The organism is Streptomyces sp. NPDC002754 (genome assembly GCF_053592315.1).
Map to the genome: position 1 here is coordinate 120,495 of NZ_JBSFVM010000003.1, position 16,276 is coordinate 136,770.

13 protein-coding genes are annotated in these 16,276 nt (G+C 71.1%); 8 read left to right on the forward strand and 5 right to left on the reverse strand.

Features of this window, described 5'->3' with window-relative positions; translation table 11 throughout:
* The first annotated feature begins 84 nt into the window (after positions 1 to 84).
* The 5 genes from ACWD2L_RS10345 (at position 85) to lysA (ending at position 7,932) form a co-directional block, all read left to right on the forward strand.
* A complete protein-coding gene (locus ACWD2L_RS10345) occupies positions 85 to 1,251 on the forward strand; it encodes a pyridoxal-phosphate-dependent aminotransferase family protein (protein WP_451188480.1) in 1,167 nt (388 codons plus the stop codon).
* On the forward strand, positions 1,248 to 4,163 hold the full coding sequence (locus tag ACWD2L_RS10350) for an FAD-binding and (Fe-S)-binding domain-containing protein (RefSeq protein WP_451188482.1): 2,916 nt from the start codon (positions 1,248 to 1,250) through the stop codon (positions 4,161 to 4,163). The genes ACWD2L_RS10345 and ACWD2L_RS10350 overlap by 4 nt, the downstream gene beginning before the upstream one ends.
* On the forward strand, positions 4,160 to 6,133 hold the full coding sequence (locus ACWD2L_RS10355) for an enoyl-CoA hydratase (protein WP_451188484.1): 1,974 nt from the start codon (positions 4,160 to 4,162) through the stop codon (positions 6,131 to 6,133). Before ACWD2L_RS10350 ends, ACWD2L_RS10355 begins: the two co-directional genes overlap by 4 nt.
* A 144-nt stretch (positions 6,134 to 6,277) precedes the next feature.
* Positions 6,278 to 6,601: an SAV_915 family protein gene (locus ACWD2L_RS10360; RefSeq protein ID WP_451188486.1), complete on the forward strand. Its 324-nt coding sequence runs from the start codon at positions 6,278 to 6,280 to the stop codon at positions 6,599 to 6,601.
* A complete protein-coding gene (gene lysA / locus ACWD2L_RS10365; protein ID WP_451188489.1) occupies positions 6,598 to 7,932 on the forward strand; it encodes a diaminopimelate decarboxylase in 1,335 nt (444 codons plus the stop codon). Before ACWD2L_RS10360 ends, lysA begins: the two co-directional genes overlap by 4 nt.
* A gap of 57 nt (positions 7,933 to 7,989) precedes the next feature.
* On the opposite strand, the gene ACWD2L_RS10370 is transcribed toward lysA, so the two are convergent.
* The 3 genes from ACWD2L_RS10370 to ACWD2L_RS10380 form a co-directional block, all read right to left on the reverse strand.
* Positions 7,990 to 8,538 (reverse strand): DapH/DapD/GlmU-related protein, encoded by a 549-nt coding sequence (locus ACWD2L_RS10370; RefSeq protein ID WP_451188492.1) that lies wholly within the window; start codon positions 8,536 to 8,538, stop codon positions 7,990 to 7,992.
* A 170-nt stretch (positions 8,539 to 8,708) separates the two neighbouring features.
* Entirely contained in the window at positions 8,709 to 9,716 is a 1,008-nt protein-coding gene (locus ACWD2L_RS10375; RefSeq protein WP_451188495.1) for a 1-aminocyclopropane-1-carboxylate deaminase, read from the reverse strand.
* 37 nt (positions 9,717 to 9,753) lie between these two features.
* The gene (locus tag ACWD2L_RS10380; RefSeq protein ID WP_451188498.1) at positions 9,754 to 10,155 is read right to left on the reverse strand and encodes a hypothetical protein; all 402 of its coding nucleotides are present in this window, start codon (positions 10,153 to 10,155) and stop codon (positions 9,754 to 9,756) included.
* 3 nt (positions 10,156 to 10,158) lie between these two features.
* Between ACWD2L_RS10380 and ACWD2L_RS10385 the strand changes: the two genes are divergently transcribed.
* Entirely contained in the window at positions 10,159 to 10,485 is a 327-nt protein-coding gene (locus ACWD2L_RS10385) for a LysR substrate-binding domain-containing protein (RefSeq protein WP_451188501.1), read from the forward strand.
* 119 nt (positions 10,486 to 10,604) lie between these two features.
* Here the strand turns inward: ACWD2L_RS10385 and ACWD2L_RS10390 are convergent, their stop codons facing one another.
* Together ACWD2L_RS10390 and ACWD2L_RS10395 are read right to left on the reverse strand one after the other, a co-directional pair.
* Positions 10,605 to 12,965 carry an MFS transporter gene (locus tag ACWD2L_RS10390; protein WP_451188504.1) on the reverse strand — a complete coding sequence of 787 codons (2,361 nt, stop codon included), beginning with the start codon at positions 12,963 to 12,965 and terminating at the stop codon, positions 10,605 to 10,607.
* Between the two features lie 54 nt (positions 12,966 to 13,019).
* Entirely contained in the window at positions 13,020 to 13,619 is a 600-nt protein-coding gene (locus tag ACWD2L_RS10395; RefSeq protein ID WP_451188507.1) for a TetR/AcrR family transcriptional regulator C-terminal ligand-binding domain-containing protein, read from the reverse strand.
* 319 nt (positions 13,620 to 13,938) lie between these two features.
* Between ACWD2L_RS10395 and kdgD the strand changes: the two genes are divergently transcribed.
* Both kdgD and gudD read left to right on the forward strand, forming a co-directional pair.
* Positions 13,939 to 14,871 (forward strand): 5-dehydro-4-deoxyglucarate dehydratase, encoded by a 933-nt coding sequence (kdgD, locus tag ACWD2L_RS10400; protein WP_451188510.1) that lies wholly within the window; start codon positions 13,939 to 13,941, stop codon positions 14,869 to 14,871.
* A 15-nt stretch (positions 14,872 to 14,886) separates the two neighbouring features.
* On the forward strand, positions 14,887 to 16,236 hold the full coding sequence (gudD, locus tag ACWD2L_RS10405; RefSeq protein WP_451188513.1) for a glucarate dehydratase: 1,350 nt from the start codon (positions 14,887 to 14,889) through the stop codon (positions 16,234 to 16,236).
* Positions 16,237 to 16,276: the final 40 nt, after the last annotated feature.

Sequence of the window (16,276 nt, forward strand, 5' to 3'; positions counted from 1 at the left end):
GGTGACGGGAAGCCTACGCTCCATGTGCCGCTTCACGGTACGGCGTACCATCTCACGGCACAACATTCTTGAGGAGTCGACCGCATGACGCTCCGCACCGGCCGCCACTTCCTGCAGATCCCCGGCCCCACGAACGTCCCCGACCGGGTCCTGCGCGCCATGGCGGCGCCCACGATCGACCACCGCGGACCGGAGTTCGCCGAGCTGACGAAGCGTCTGCTAGCCGCCTTGAAGCCGGTGTTCGGCACGGCAGGGCCCGTCGTCGTCTACCCCGCCTCGGGCACCGGCGCCTGGGAGGCCGCGCTGGTCAACACGCTCAGCCCTGGCGACCGGGTGCTGTCCTTCGAGACCGGGCACTTCGCGGCGCTCTGGCGCGAGATGGCGCGCGGCCTCGGCCTGGACGCCGACACCGACGCGATCCCCGGCGACTGGCGGCACGGCGCGGACCCGGAGACGCTCGCCGAGCGGCTCGCCGCTGACACCGACCACCGCATCAAGGCGGTCTGCGTCGTCCACAACGAGACATCGACCGGTGTCACGAGCCGCATCCCCGAACTGCGCGCGGCGATCGACGCCGCGGGACACCCCGCGCTGCTGCTCGTCGACACCATCTCCTCACTCGGCTCCATCGACTACCGGCACGACGAGTGGGGCGTCGATGTCACCGTCGCAGGCTCGCAGAAGGGGCTGATGCTGCCACCCGGCCTCAGCTTCAACGCCGTGAGCGACAAGGCCCTCGCCGCCTCCCGGGCCGCCCGGCTCCCCGCCTCCTTCTGGCGCTGGCAGCCGGTCATCGACGCCAACGCCAAGGGCGCCTTCCCGTACACCCCGGCCACCAACCTCCTCTACGGCCTCGACGAGGCGCTGCGCATGCTGGACGAGGAGGGCCTGGAGAACGTCTTCGTCCGGCACGCCCGCCATGCCGCCGCCACCCGCGCCGCGGTGCGGGGCTGGGGTCTTGAGGTGCTGTGCGCCGACGATCGCGAGCACTCCGGCTCGCTCACCGCCGTCCTGATGCCCGAGGGGCACGACGCCGACAAGCTTCGGAAGGTCATCCTGGAGCGCTTCGACATGTCACTCGGCTCGGGGCTCGGAAAGCTCGCCGGCAGTGTCTTCCGCATCGGCCACCTCGGCAACTTCAACGACCTGACCCTCGCGGGCACCCTCTCCGGAGTGCAGATGGGCCTCGAACTCGCCGGAGTGCCCGTCCAACGGGGCGGCCTCGAAGCGGCGTTGGACGTGCTGCGGTGACGGCCCCCAGTGAGGCCCGCAGCGAGGCCCGCACCGCCGCCCGCGACCTCGAGGCCGCACTGCGCCGCGATCTCGACGGCGAGGTCGCCTTCGACGACTACACCCGGCACCTGTTCTCCCGCGACGCCAGCATGTACGCGATCGAACCGCAGGGCGTCGTCTTCCCCCGCCACGCCGACGACGTGCGGGCCGCGGTCGCGGCCGCCGCCGAACACGGTGTGCCGCTCGTGCCCCGGGGCGCCGGGACCAGCCTGGCCGGGCAGACGGTGGGCCCCGGCCTCGTCCTCGACCTCTCCCGGCACATGCACCGCATCATCGAACTCGACGCCGACGCACGCACCGCGCTCGTCGAACCCGGCGTCGTCCAGGACGAGTTGAACCGGGCCGCCGCACCACACGGCCTGATGTTCGGCCCCGACACCTCGACCAGCAACCGCGCCACCATCGGCGGCATGGCCGGCAACAACTCGGCGGGCAGTGGCTCGATCCGCTACGGCATGACCATCGACCACGTACGGGAGCTGGACGTCGTCCTCTCGGACGGCAGCACGGCCCGGCTCGCCCCCGTCGACGAGGAAGAGCGCGCCCGCCGCGCCGGTCTCGACACCTTGGAGGGGCGGCTCTACCGCGAGCTTCCGAAGATCGTGGACGCCCACGCCGCCTCGATCGCCACGGACTTCCCGGCGTACTGGCGACGCTCCGGCGGCTACCGCCTGGACCGGCTCGCCGACCGGACCGGCGATGCCCCCTTCGACCTCGCGAAGTTCGTCGTCGGCTCGGAGGGCACCCTCGTCGTCGCCACCCGCGCCCTGGTCGACCTCGTCCCCAAACCGGCCCGGACGGTCATCGCCGTCGGCCACTTCACCTCCGTCGCCGGTGCCATCGAGGCCACCGAGGACGCGCTCGCCTTCGACCCGTCGGCCGTCGAGATGATGGACCGGACGATCCTCGACCTGTCCCGGCAGAAGATCGAGTACGCCTCACTGGGCAACATCCTCGAAGGCGACCCGGAGGCCCTGCTCTTCGTCAGCTTCACCGGCGACGACGTAGCCGAACTCACCGACCACCTAAAGGAGTTGACGGCCCTCTGGAAGCGCCACGGCCACGGCTACCACACCCTCCAGGCCGTCACTCCCGCCCAGCAGTCCGGGCTGCTCAAGGTCCGCAAGTCCAGCCTCGGACTGTTGATGGCCGCGAGCGAGGGTACCCGGCGCCCGCTGGCCTTCATCGAGGACACCGCGGTCGACCCGCGACACCTCGCCGCGTACACCCGCCGCTTCAAACAGGTCCTGGACCGGCACGACCTCAACGCCGGTTTCTACGGTCACTGTTCGGTGGGCTGTCTGCACATCAGGCCCTTCGTCGACGTCGCCGATCCCGCCCAGGTGAAGACGATGCGGGCGGTCGCCGAGGAGATCAAGGAGCTGGTACGCGAGTACGGCGGCGTCAACTCCAGCGAGCACGGCGACGGCCTCGCCCGCAGCGAGTTCAACCGCGAGCTCTACGGCAACGACCTGTACGAGGCGATGCGCGAGGTCAAGGGCCTCTTCGACCCGGAGAACCAGCTGAACCCCGGCAAGATCGTCGACGCCCCGGCGATGACCGAACACCTCCGCGACGCGGCGCTGCCGCCCGCGCCACCGCTGCGTACCCACCTCGACTTCGAGGTCGTCGGAGGCAGTGACATGCGAGGCGCCGCCGACCGGTGCATGAACATCGGCCTGTGCCGCAAGAGCGAATCGGGCGCCATGTGCCCCTCGTACATGGTGACCCGCCACGAACACGACTCGACACGAGGCCGCGCCAACGCCCTCGTCAAGGCGCTCTCCGAGCCCGACCCGAGGGCGGCGCTCGGCGACGAGGGGCTGCACGAGGTCCTCGACCTGTGCCTGATGTGCAAGGCGTGCAAGAGCGAGTGCCCCCTCGGCGTCGACATGGCCACGCTCAAGGCCGAGACCCTGGCCCACCATCACGAGCAGCACGGAACGCCGCTCCGCTCGCGGGTCTTCGGTGCCATCCGTCGCCTGAACCGGCTGGGTTCGGCGACCGCGCCGATCTCCAACCTCCCTTTGCCGAGACGGCTGTTGGAGCGCTGGCTCGGCATCGCGAGCGCCCGGCCGCTGCCCGTGTTCGCCCGCCGCAACCTCGTGACATGGTTCCGGCGCAGGCCGGCCACGGTGGCGGGCAGCCAGGGCACCGTCACCCTCCTCGCCGACTCCTTCACCACGTACACCGACCCGGACGTCGGCCGAGCCGCCGTCGAACTTCTCGAACGGGCAGGCTGGCACGTGCAGTTGGAGAGCGGAGGCTGCTGCGGCCGCGCCGCCTTCTCGAAGGGTCTCCTCGACCAAGCGAAGGCACAGGCCGGCGATCTGGTGCACCGCCTCGCGGACTCGGGGGACGGCCCCATCGTCGGCTGCGAACCCTCCTGCCTGCTGACCCTGCGCGACGAACATCACGCCCTGCTGCCCGGAGACCCGGCCGTCACCGACGTATCCGGGCGCGTAAAGCAATTGGAAGAGCTGCTCACCGAGGCCATCGACGACGGCCGGCTCCCACTGCGGGACGACACAGGACCCGCGGGCCGCCGCATCCTCTTCCACGGCCACTGCCACCAGAAGGCCGAGGTCGGCACCGCCGCCACCGTCGAGCTGCTGAAGCGCATCCCGGGTGCCGAGGTCGTCGAACTCGATGCCGGATGCTGCGGAATGGCGGGCTCCTTCGGCTTCGAGGCCGAGCACTACGACACCTCCATGGCGGTCGGCGAGGACCGGCTCTTCCCGGCGGTCAGGGCCGAACCGAAAGACACCGTGCTCGCCGCGACCGGTGTCTCCTGCCGCCAGCAGATCCACCACGGCACGGAGCGCACGGCGGTGCACCCGCTCCAGCTGATCCGGGAGGCGTTGCGATGACCGGCACCGCAGGCGCGTTGGACGGCGTCCGCGTCCTCGACCTCACCCAGGTCATGGCGGGCCCGTACTGCACGATGCTCCTCGCCGACCTCGGCGCCGATGTCATCAAGATCGAGTCACCGGACGGCGGCGACCAGACCCGCACCTCCATGGGCACACCCCGGCCCGGCAGTGACCCCCCCGCCTTCCATGCCCTCAATCGCAACAAGCGCAGCGTCACCCTCAATCTGCGCACCGACGCCGACCGCGCGGAGTTCTTCCGGCTGCTCGCCGACGCGGACGTCGTCGTGGAGAACTTCCGGCCCGGTGTCACCGAACGCCTCGGCGTCGGCTACGAGGCCGTCCGCGAGGTGCGGCCCGACATCATCTACGCGTCGATCTCCGGCTTCGGCCAGTACGGCCCGTACGCCGACCGGCCCGGCTACGACCTCATCGCGCAGGGCATGGCGGGCGCCGTCAGTGTCACCGGAGACCCGGACGGACCACCGGTCAAGTGCGGGCTTCCGGTGGGCGACCTCGGCGCGGGCATGCTCTGCGCGCTGAGTATCGCCGCCGCGCACGTGCACCGGCTGCGTACGGGGGAGGGCCAGTACCTCGAAACGTCGCTCTACGAAGCGGTGTTGGCGATGTCGGTGTGGGAGTCGGTCGAGTACTTCGCCGCAGGCGAGCCCCCGCGGCGCCTCGGCTCCGCGCACCGCATGTCCGCGCCCTACCAGGTCGTCCGCACCAAGGACGGCCACGCCACTATCGCCGCCAACAACCAGCGGCTGTGGCTGCGGCTGTGCGAGGCGCTCGACCTCCAACACCTCGCGGACGACAAGCGGTTCGCCACCAACACCGACCGGATGGGCCACCGCGCGGAACTGATCGCCCTCCTCGAAGGCCGGCTCGCGGCTACCAGCACCGAGGAGTGCGTGGCCCAACTCCTCGACGCGGGCGTCCCCGCGGGCCCGATCCTCGACTACGGGCAGATCCTCGACCACGACCCGCACGCGCGGGCCCGCGGCATGGTCGAGGAGTACGACCACCCGGTCGACGGCCGCAGCCGCGTCGTCGGCTTCCCGGTGAAACTCGCCCGCACCCCGGCGACGTTGCGCCGCCACCCACCGGTCCTCGGCGAGCACAACGGAGAACTCCTCGGAAGGGAACAGGAGTTGATGTCAGGCGACAACGAGAGCAGCGGCTCCGTCACCTGGACCCGCCACGCGGTCCCCGGCACCGACACCTACGCAGCCCACCTCACCCTCGCCAACCCGGACCGGCGCAACGCACTGACCCTGCGCATGTACGACCAACTGGAGCGCGCCTGCCGGGAGATCGACGCCGACCCCGACATCCGGCTGACGGTGCTGCGAGGGGCGGGCGGGCGTGCGTTCGCGGCCGGCACCGACATCCGCGAGTTCCGGGACTTCGCGAGCGGCGAGGACGGTGTCGCGTACGAGCGCCGTGTCGGCCTCGCCGTCGACCGGCTCGCGGGGATGCGGATGCCGGTCGTCGCCGCGGTCGAAGGCCCGGCGGTCGGTGCGGGCAGCGCGCTCGCGAGCTGCTGCGACGTGGTGCTGTGCACCCCGGACGCGGTCTTCGGCGCCCCCATCGGCCGCACGCTCGGCAACTGCCTCGCCCCCGCCGTGATCTCCCGCCTCTACGCGGGACTCGGCCGCGCCCGCACCCTGCGCTCCCTCCTCGCCGCCCGCCTGATCACGGCGACGGAGGCGTACGCGTCCGGATTCGTGGCGGACATCGTCGACCCGGCCGACCTGGACGAACGCCTCGCGGAACTCACGGCGGACATCGCCCGCTGCGCACCGCTCACCCTGGCCGCCCTCAAGGAGGCGGACCGCCGCGTCCTCGCCGCCTCCGCGCCCGGCCCCGCCGGGGACCTGTACGCCCGCGTGTACGGCAGCCGCGACTTCGGGGAGGGTGTGACGGCGTTCCTGGAGAAGCGGAAGCCGGAGTGGGAGGGGCGGTAGGGCTGCCGGGGCCCGGGGTCGTCACGAGCGCGTCAGTAACGCCGCCCTCGTCGTCAGCGTCCCGTCAGGACGGGCCGGGGGCGAAGGAGAGCGGCCTAGCGTCCCTGGTGAACCACCATCCCCGGACTCTCCAGGAGACACCCCATGGCACAACCCGTGAGCGACGAAGACCCGGAACCCTCCGAACGGTTCCCGGCCGGGCCCCTCTACGTTCCGGTCCGACCGGGCCCGCTGGGGTACGCCGCGAGGCTGTTCCGCACCCCGCTCGGTGACCGCACGGCAGTCGGCTTCACCTCCGCGGGTGCGCTGACCGCCACCCTCGGCGCAAGCCAACCGTGGGTCAGGCTGGCCGAGCCCGCCCTGCGCGACATGACCGCGCCGCTCGGCGCCCGCACCGTCACGGTGGACCCACAACCTCGGCACGGCGTTGTCGTACTCGATGGGTCGAGGAGGGCGACGACACGATGACCACCCTTCACGAATCCGCCGCCATGACACCCCCCGAGGACCTGTCGGTGTGGCCGAGCTCCGCCGCTGAACGGCGCCCCGGCGACACGACCGTCGGAGGTGTGTCGCTCGCGGAGGTCGCGGGCCTCCACGGCACACCCGTGTACGTCCTCGACGAGGGTGAGGTACGCCAGCGCTGCCGCACCTACCGCGACGCCTTCCCGGAGGCCGAAGTCCACTACGCCGCCAAGGCGTTCCTGTGCCGCGCCATGGCGCACTGGGTGTCGGACGAGGGCCTCGGACTCGACGTCTGCTCCGCCGGAGAGCTGGAACTCGCCGTCGCCGCGGGTTTCCCCGCTGACAGGATCGTCCTGCACGGCAACGCCAAGACACCGCACGACCTGCGACGCGCCCTGGGGTACGGCGTCGGCCGCATCGTCATCGACAGCCCCTCCGAGATCGCCCGGATCGCCGCGGCGGTCGGCCCCGAAGGACACCAGCGGGTGATGGTCCGCGTGGTTCCCGGCATCAGCGCGGGCGGCCACGACAACATCCGCACCGGCACCGAGGACCAGAAGTTCGGCCTGTCCATCAGCGACGGCTACGCCCAGCACGCCATCGCCCGCATCCTCGACCAGCCACAACTCGAACTCACCGGCCTGCACTGTCACTTGGGCTCCCAGATCACCGACGTCAAGCCGTACCTGGCGGCGGTCCGCCGCATGGTGGGCCTGATGGCCCGCCTCAAGGAGCAGCACGGCCGCACGCTCCGCGAGCTGGACCTCGGCGGCGGCCACGGCATCGCCTACCGCCCCGGCGAGCCCGTCATGGACCTCACCCGCCTGGCCCGCAAGGTCCGCGCCGAGCTGACCGAGGCGTGCGCGGCGGCCGGGCTCACCGTGCCGCGCCTGATCATCGAGCCGGGCCGGGCCGTCGTGGGACCCGCCGGGGTCGCCCTGTACCGGGTCGTGTCCGTCAAGCACACCGCGGGCCGCACCTTCGTCGCGGTCGACGGCGGCATGAGCGACAACCCGCGGCCCGCGCTGTACGGCGTGCGCTACGCGCCCCGCCTGGTCGGCCGCCGGGGCAGCGAGGCGCTCGCCCCGGTCACCGTCGTCGGCCGGCACTGCGAGGCCGGTGACGTGCTCGCCCCCGATGCCTGGCTGCCCGACGACGTGCGTGCGGGCGACCTGATCGCGGTGCCGGTGGCCGGTGCCTACCACCTGTCGATGGCCTCCGGCTACAACGCGGTCGGCCGGCCGCCGGTGGTCGCCGTCCGCGACGGGCGCGCACGACTCCTCGTACGCCGCGAGTCGTTGGAGGACATCCACCGCAGGGACGTGGGCCTGTAGAACCGATCCCGCTACGCAACCGGTCATGGGGGCGCGTAGCAGCATCAGGCCCGCGCCTCAGTCCTCCCACTGCTTGCGCACCGCCGCCGGGGACCCGGTCACCAGCGTGTCCGGTGGTACGTCCTTGGTGACAACGGCGCCGGCGCCGACCACGGCACCGCGGCCGATCGTGACACCGGGCAGCACCGTCACCGATGCGCCGAGCCATGCGTTGGCCTCGATCGTGACGGGTGCCCGGGTGTAGTACTCGGGGCGCTCGGACGCGCGGATCGGATGGTTGGCGGAGATCAGATTGGTCTTCGGCCCGATCAGCACACCGTCGCCGATGCGGATGCCGCCCTGGTCGAAGAAGGTGCAACCCTGGTTCACGAAGGAGTGCTCGCCGAACTCGATGCGGAGTCCGAAGTCCGTGTAGAAGGGCGGATAGACGGTCGCGGATTCGGGCAGCGGCTTGCCGAAAATCTCGGAGAGCAGAGCCGCGCGTGCGGTCTTGTCGTCGAAGGGGAGGACGTTCAGCCGCGACGTCAGCGTGGTGACGTACTCGATGCGCTCGGCGACGCGGGCGAACTCGGGTGTCTGGACGTAGAGGCGATCCTGATCAGGCATGACCGTTATCCAAGCCATCAGGGAACGCCGGGATCAAACAACGAACAGGGCGAGCAGGCACAACGGTTGGTTGTGTGCGCAGGTACTTCGCGTGGCCACGCCGTGAGGTTCGCGGATCGTCTTCCTCTCCGCGCCGCCCGGCACGAGCGCGACCTCGCGGCCGTCACCGATCAGTGGAAGATGCCGCTGTAGGCGTTCAGTGCCGGCTGGCCTCCCAGGTGGGCGTAGAGGACGTTCGAGTCCTTGGGGATGTCTCCGTCGCGTACGAGGTCGATGAGTCCGGCCATCGACTTGCCCTCGTACACCGGGTCGAGGAGCACGCCCTCCAGCTCGCCGGTCAACCGGATCGCGTCGACGGTGGAATCGACCGGGATGCCGTAGCGGTCACCGGCCCAGCCCTCCAGGACGGTGATCTCGTTCTCGCGCAACTCGCGGCCCAGGCCGATGAGTTCGGCGGTGCCGCGCGCGATTTTCGCCACCTGCGCGCGGGTCTCGTCGATCTTCGCCGAGGCGTCGATGCCGATCACACGGCGTGGTCGGTCCTGCCCCGCGAACCCGGCGACCATGCCCGCGTGCGTACTGCCGGTGACGCTGCACACCACGATCGTGTCGAAGAAGACGCCCAACTCGCGTTCCTGCTGCCCCACTTCGTATGCCCAGTTCGCGAAGCCGAGGCCGCCGAGCGGATGGTCGGAGGCGCCGGCGGGGATCGCGTACGGGGTGCCGCCCGCAGCGCGGACGTCCTCCAGGGCCTGCTGCCAGCTGTCCTTGAAGCCGATGCCGAACCCGGCGTCGACAAGACGTACGTCGGCGCCCATGATCCGGGACAGCAGGATGTTGCCGACCTTGTCGTTGACCGCGTCCGGCCAGTCCACCCAGCTCTCCTGCACCAGTACGGCCTTCAGGCCCAACTTGGCTGCGACCGCAGCCACTTGCCGGGTGTGGTTGGACTGCACGCCGCCGATGCTGACCAGCGTGTCCGCGCCCTGGGCGAGCGCGTCGGGGATCAGAAACTCCAGTTTGCGGGTCTTGTTGCCGCCGAAGGCGAGCCCGGCGTTGCAGTCCTCCCGTTTCGCCCAGACGCGCGGGCCGCCGAGGTGCTTGCTGAGCCGGTCCAGTGGGTGCACGGGGCTGGGGCCGAACAAAAGGGGGTGGCGCGCGAAGTCGTTCACGGACATGGGGACTCCTTGCGTGGGCGGGCCCGTCGGGCGCTGGTCATCGGGGGTGCGGGGCGCGGCGGCGCAGCACGTACAGGCTGGTCAGGCTCGCCACTGCGGCGAACGCCACCCAGTAGGCGGGGGCCGCGGACTGCCCGGTCGTGTCGAGCAGCCAGGCCGTGATCATCGGGGTGAAGCCGCCGAATACGGTGACGCCGATGTTGTACCCCACCGCCATCCCGGTCGCGCGGGTCTCCGCCGGGAAGATGCCTGCCATGAGAGCGCCCATGGGACCGTAATAGCAGCCCTTGAAGAGTGCCATCACCATGACGACGCCGATCAGCATCGCCAGCGAGGGCGCGGTCACGAGGAGCGCGAACATCGGGTAGATCAGCAGCAGCACCGCGCCCGCCGCCGGCACCATGATCGCGATCTGTCCCACCCGGACCTCGTCCAGCACCCCGTGGCCCTCCCCTCGACCGACACCACGAGCCGCCTGCTCCTGGAGGCCTCGGCCGCCGCACACCAGCTCACGGTGGAGGGCGTCTTCGAGTGCATCACCGTGGACGCGCTCCTGCGTTTCGTACGCGCCAGCAGCGCGGTCACCCTCGCCAGCCGCGTCACCCTGGGCCCGTCCGACCGCCGCGCGCCGGCCGCCGTTCCCCTGGAGGAGAAGGAGTTCCGCCGGCGCACACTCCAGGTCCAGTGCCGCGCGGGCCGCGAACTGGCTCCTGCCGCCGCGGAGTCCATGGACCGGGTCATTGATGCGCTGGGGCATCGGGCGGTGTGAGACCGGGGCACGCCGATCACGCTCGTGGCGGTCATGCTCGTGCCGACAGCAAGACGCCGTGGGCGGGGCAAACATCTGCCCCGCCCACGGCGGTGTGCTCACTCAACCAGCGGTGACCGTCAGTCCCCGTGGCCGAGCGCGACATCCAGGTCGCTCGGGTTGCCGTTGCCGGCCACCGTGATCGGCTTCGACACCGGCGGGTAGCCGCTGGCGATCACCGTGTAGGCGGCGCCGGACAGGCCGGCGAAGGCGTACGCGCCGTCGTCACCGGTGATGTGCACCGCGACCACGTTGCCCGCCTGGTCGAGGAGGGTGACGCGGGCGTCGTTGACGGGGCTGCCGTCGGTGCCCCGGACCGTGCCGGTCAGGGTCGCCGCGGAGCGCAGTACGGCGTCCTGCCGGGTGGCGGTGCCGCCGGCGACCTGGGCCTGACTCGCGTAGGGCTGGAAGCCCTCCGCGCTGGCGGTGAAGGTGTAGGCGCCGGGCGGCAGTTGGGGCAGCGAGTAGCCGCCGTCGGTGTCGGTGAGCGCCGAGCCGACGGTCTCGCCGCGCTCGTCGGTGGTGATGACGAGTGCGCCGGGGACGGGGGCCGAGTCGGATTCCGTACTTACGGTGCCGTAGAGGCCACCGTCGCCGCTGAGGACGAGGTCGAAGCCGACCGGTCCGTCCGCGCGGAGCGCGAGGGTGGCGACCCGCGGGTCGCGGCCGGGCGCCGAGCCGACGAGGACGTAGCCGTCACCGTCGGCGGAGGGGGCGGACACGGCGTAGCTGCCGTCGGATGCGGCGGTGCCGCGGCCGATCTGGGCGCCGGTCCGGTCGATGAGAGTGACCACGGCGCCCGTCAGGGGAGCACCCTGTCCGTCGAGGATCCGGCCGTGCACGCCCGCGCCCTCCACCACGGGAGCGGTGGCGACGGCGGCGATGGGCGCGGTCGCGCCCACGGCCTCGGCAGCGACCTCGGCCGCCTCGGAGGACTCGACCTTCTGCTGTGCGTGTGCCAGCGGACGGCCCGCGCGGTACATCAGGACCGACACGATGAGACCGGCCACGAAGAACCCGGCAGCCCACCAGTAGGCGGTCGCGTAGCTGTGTACGGAGGCCTCGGCCTGAGCGGCCTTCGAGGCACCGTGGTCGGCGATGTAGTTCGTGGCGGCCGTCGCGGCCATGGTGCTGAACAGCGCCGTACCGATCGAGCCACCGACCTGCTGCATCGTGTTGACGGTCGCGGCGGCGACGCCCTGGTCCTTGGGGGCGACCCCGAGGGTGGCGAGGCTCATCGCGGGCGGCATCACGAGGCCGATACCGACACCGATCATGATCAGCGGCGGCAGCACGTGCGAGGCGTAGCTGCTGGTCACGTCGAGCGCGGTGAGCCAGACCAGACCGCCCGCGGTGAGACCCATGCCGACCGGGACGACCGGCTTGGGGCCGAGCTTCGGGATCAGCGCCATGGTGGCGAGCTGCGCGGTGATCATCAGCGAGAGGATCATCGGCAGGAAGGCGACACCCGTCTCCATCGGGCTCTTGCCGAGGATCAGCTGCAAGTAGTACGTCAGGAACAGGAAGATCCCGAACATGCCCGCGCCGGTGATGAACACGCTCACGTAGGACGCGGCGCGGTTGCGGTCCGCGAGGACGCGCAGCGGCAGCAGCGGGTGCTTGGCCCGGGTCTGCCAGAAGATGAAGAGCGCGAGCAGGACGACGCCCGCGGCCAGGAAGACCCAGCACATCCAGTTGCCCCAGCTGTGCGTCTCGGCGTTGGAGAAGCCGAAGACGATGCTGAAGAGGCCGGCCGCGACGAGCAGGGTGCCCAGCAGGTCGAGCTTCGGACGCGGGCCGGGAGCCGGCTTGCGGACGAAGACGACCGCGCCGATGACCGCGACCGCGGCGATGACCAGGTTGACGTAGAGCGTCCAGCGCCAGTCGAGGTGCTCGGTGAGGAAGCCGCCGAGCAGCATGCCGATGGCACCGCCGGAACCGGCGATGGCACCGAAGATGCCGAACGCCTTGGCGCGTTCCTTCGGCTCGGTGAACGTCGTGGTCAGCAGCGCCATCGCGGTCGGCGCGAGGATCGCGCCGAACACACCCTGCAGGGCGCGGCCCGCGACGAGCATCGAGAACCCGGTGGCGGCGCCGGCGAGGGCGGACGAACCCGCGAACCCGACGAGGCCGATGATCAGCGTGTTCTTGCGTCCGAAGAGGTCGGACAGCTTGCCGCCGAGCAGCAGGAGGCTGCCGAAGGCGAGCGAGTAGGCGGTGACGACCCACTGGCGGCCGTCGTCGGAGAAGCCGAGGTCCGCCTGGGCGGACGGCAGGGCGATGTTCACGATGGTGGCGTCGAGCACCACCATCAGCTGGGCGAGGCCGATGACGGCCAGGACCCACCAGCGGTGGGGCACGTGGTGCGCGGCCGGAGCGCCTGGCGGCTGTGCGGACGAGGCCGCGGCCGGACGCTCGCGCGCGTCGAGCGGGGTGGGCATTACGTGGTCCTTCAGGTCTGTCGGGAGCCGGAGGCCGGGAGGGGCCGGAGGCGGTCAGGCGTGCAGCAGCAAGGGGAGGACGACGGTGTCCACGTAGCGCTGGATGTACTCGGTGTCGGCCTGCTGCCGCTCGAGGAGCGGCCGGGAGAAGACGGAACCGAGGAACATGTGCGGAAGGAAACCGCAGGCGGGCTCGGAGCGGTCGATCTCGCCGCGCTCCGCGGCCCGCGCGAGCATCGCCTCGAACAGGTCGAGCTCGGGCTGGACGAGCGCCTCGTGCACGGCGTCCGCGAGATCCGCGTCCTTGCGGATGGCGAGCGAGATGCCGCGTACCAGGTCGAGGTCCTTGCGGGCCTCGCCGACCCGCTGCGCGAGCGCGTGCAGATCGCCCCTCAGGGACCCGGTGTCCAGGTCGTCGAGGGAGAACGGCCGCATCTCGCGCAGCGCCTCGGACACGAGCCGGGGCTTGCTGCCCCACTGCCGGTAGAGCGTGGCCTTGCTGCACCGCGACTTGGCGGCGACGGCGTCGAGCGTCATCGTCTCGTAGCCGACGTCGCGGACGAGGTCCAGGGTGCGGCCGTAGAGCTCGCGCTCCCGCTCGGGAGTGAGCCGGGTGCGGCGCTTTCGGCGCGTGAGCGGTTCGGGCAGCCCCATGGATTCCTTGCCTGACGGTGGTGCGCGGATCCGCTCGCGGTCTGTCGTACGCGGATAAGCGATCCGAAACGGTTTCGTACCGCTAAAGGTACGCCCCCTTTTCAGCGAAACGCAAACGTTTCGCTGCGCGTCACATTCAGGACACCTCGGCGAGGTCTGCCCGGTGATGCTCAACGCGCATCGCAAGATGCGAAATCGGTGTTGGACGTGCATCAGCGGCAGCTCATAGCGTCACGCCAGACCAGTGACGCAGGCCATACGGGAGTTGGCCGGCCCCTGGTACGTCTGTCGCACACCTCAGTTCGGGAGCACCACCGCTATGACCGCCTACACGCCTGCCGACCTTGGTCGACGACTCGGCTCGGGCCTGCTGTCCTTCCCCGTGACCCACTTCCGGGGCGAGGACCACCCCGCCTCCTTCGACTTCGACGAGGACGCCTACCGGGAGCACGTCGGCCGCCTGGGCGCGTACGACGTGGCCGGACTCTTCGCGGCGGGCGGTACCGGCGAGTTCTTCTCGCTGACCGTGGCCGAGGTCGAGCGTGTCGTCGCCGCCGCCGTGGCCGCCGCGCCCGAGGGCACCCCGATCCTGGCCCCGGTCGGCTACGGCACCGCGACCGCCGTCGAGATGGCGAAGGCCGCCGAGCGCGCGGGCGCCGACGGCATCCTGCTCTTCCCGCCCTACCTCACCGAGGCCCCGCAGGACGGACTCGCCGCACACGTCGAAACGGTCTGCGCGGCGACGAACCTCGGCGTCATCATCTACAGCCGCGCCAACGCCGTATACGGGGCCGACACCGTGGCCCGCGTCGCCGAGTCCTGCCCGAACCTGATCGGCTACAAGGACGGCGTCGGCGACATCGACGCCATGACCCGCATCTACACGAAGCTCGGCGACCGCCTCAGCTACATCGGCGGCCTGCCCACCGCCGAAATGTACGCGCTGCCGTACCTCGAACTCGGCGTCACCACCTACTCGTCGGCGATCTTCAACTTCGTCCCCGAGTTCGCGCTCTCCTTCTACGAGGACGTCCGCGCCCGCCGCCACGACCAAGTGCTGCGCAAACTCGACGAGTTCGTCCTCCCGTACACGGAGATCCGCAACCGCAAGGCGGGTTACGCGGTCAGCATCGTCAAGGCGGGACTCACCGCCACCGGCCACCCCGCGGGCCCGGTCCGGCCGCCGCTGACCGACCTCGAACCGGATGAGCTCGACACACTCACCGCGCTGATCAAGGGCATCAACCTCTGAAAGGTCTCACCGTCCATGAGCACCAAGGCCGTTCCCCCCGCCGCCACCCCCGTCGTCGCCTCCATGCGGGTCGTCCCGGTCGCAGGCCAGGACAGCATGCTGCTGAACCTGAGCGGCGCCCACGCCCCCTACTTCACCCGCAACCTCGTCATCCTCACCGACTCGGACGGCCGCACCGGCGTGGGTGAGGTCCCCGGCGGCGAGCCCATCCGCACCACCCTCGAAGAGGCGAGCGACCTCGTCGTCGGCCGGCCCGTCGGTGACCCGCAGGCCGTGCTGCGCGCGATACGCGAGCGGTTCGGCGACCGGGACGCGGGCGGGCGCGGCGCGCAGACCTTCGACCTGCGCGTCACCGTGCACGCGGTCACCGCCGTCGAGGCCGCGCTGCTCGACCTGCTTGGCCAGTACCTGAACGTGCCGGTCGCCGCACTCCTCGGCGAGGGCGTGCAGCGCACGTCCGTCCCCGTACTCGGCTACCTCTTCTACGTCGGTGACCGCCGCCGCACCGACCTCCCGTACCGCGACGAGTCCGACGCCAAGGACAACTGGGAGCGGCTGCGCAGCGAGGAAGCACTCACCCCCGAGGCCGTCGTCGCGCTCGCCGAGGCGGCCCAAGAACGGTACGGATTCCAGGACTTCAAGCTCAAGGGCGGTGTGCTCGACGGCTGGGCCGAGGCCGAGGCGGTCACCGCGCTCGCCGAGCGGTTCCCCGAGGCCCGCATCACCCTCGACCCCAACGGCGGCTGGCTCCTCAAGGACGCCATCGAGATCGGCCGCTCGCTCCGTGACGTCCTCGCCTACGCCGAGGACCCCTGCGGCGCCGAGGGCGGCTACTCGGGCCGCGAGGTGATGGCGGAGTTCCGCCGCGCCACCGGCCTCAAGACCGCCACCAACATGATCGCCACGGACTGGCGGCAGTTGGGCCACGCCATCAAGACCGACGCCGTCGACATCCCCCTCGCGGACCCGCACTTCTGGACCATGAACGGTTCCGTGCGCGTCGCCCAGCTCTGCGATGCCTGGGGCCTGACCTGGGGCTCGCACTCCAACAACCACTTCGACGTGTCCCTCGCGATGTTCACCCACGTCGCCGCCGCCGCGCCCGGTGCCATCACCGCGATCGACACCCACTGGATCTGGCAGGACGGCCAGCGCCTCACGCGCGAGCCGCTGCCCATCGAGGGCGGCGCCATCGCACTCCCCGAACGCCCGGGCCTGGGCGTCGAGTTGGACATGGACGAGGTGGAGGCCGCCCACCAGCGCTACCTCTCCCTCGGCCTCGGCAGCCGGGACGACGCCGCCGGCATGCAGTACCTGATCCCCGGCTGGACCTTCGACGCCAAGCGCCCCGCGCTCGTGCGCTGACCCTTCGCCCCCCCGACGGCGCGACGCACCCGCAGCGTCG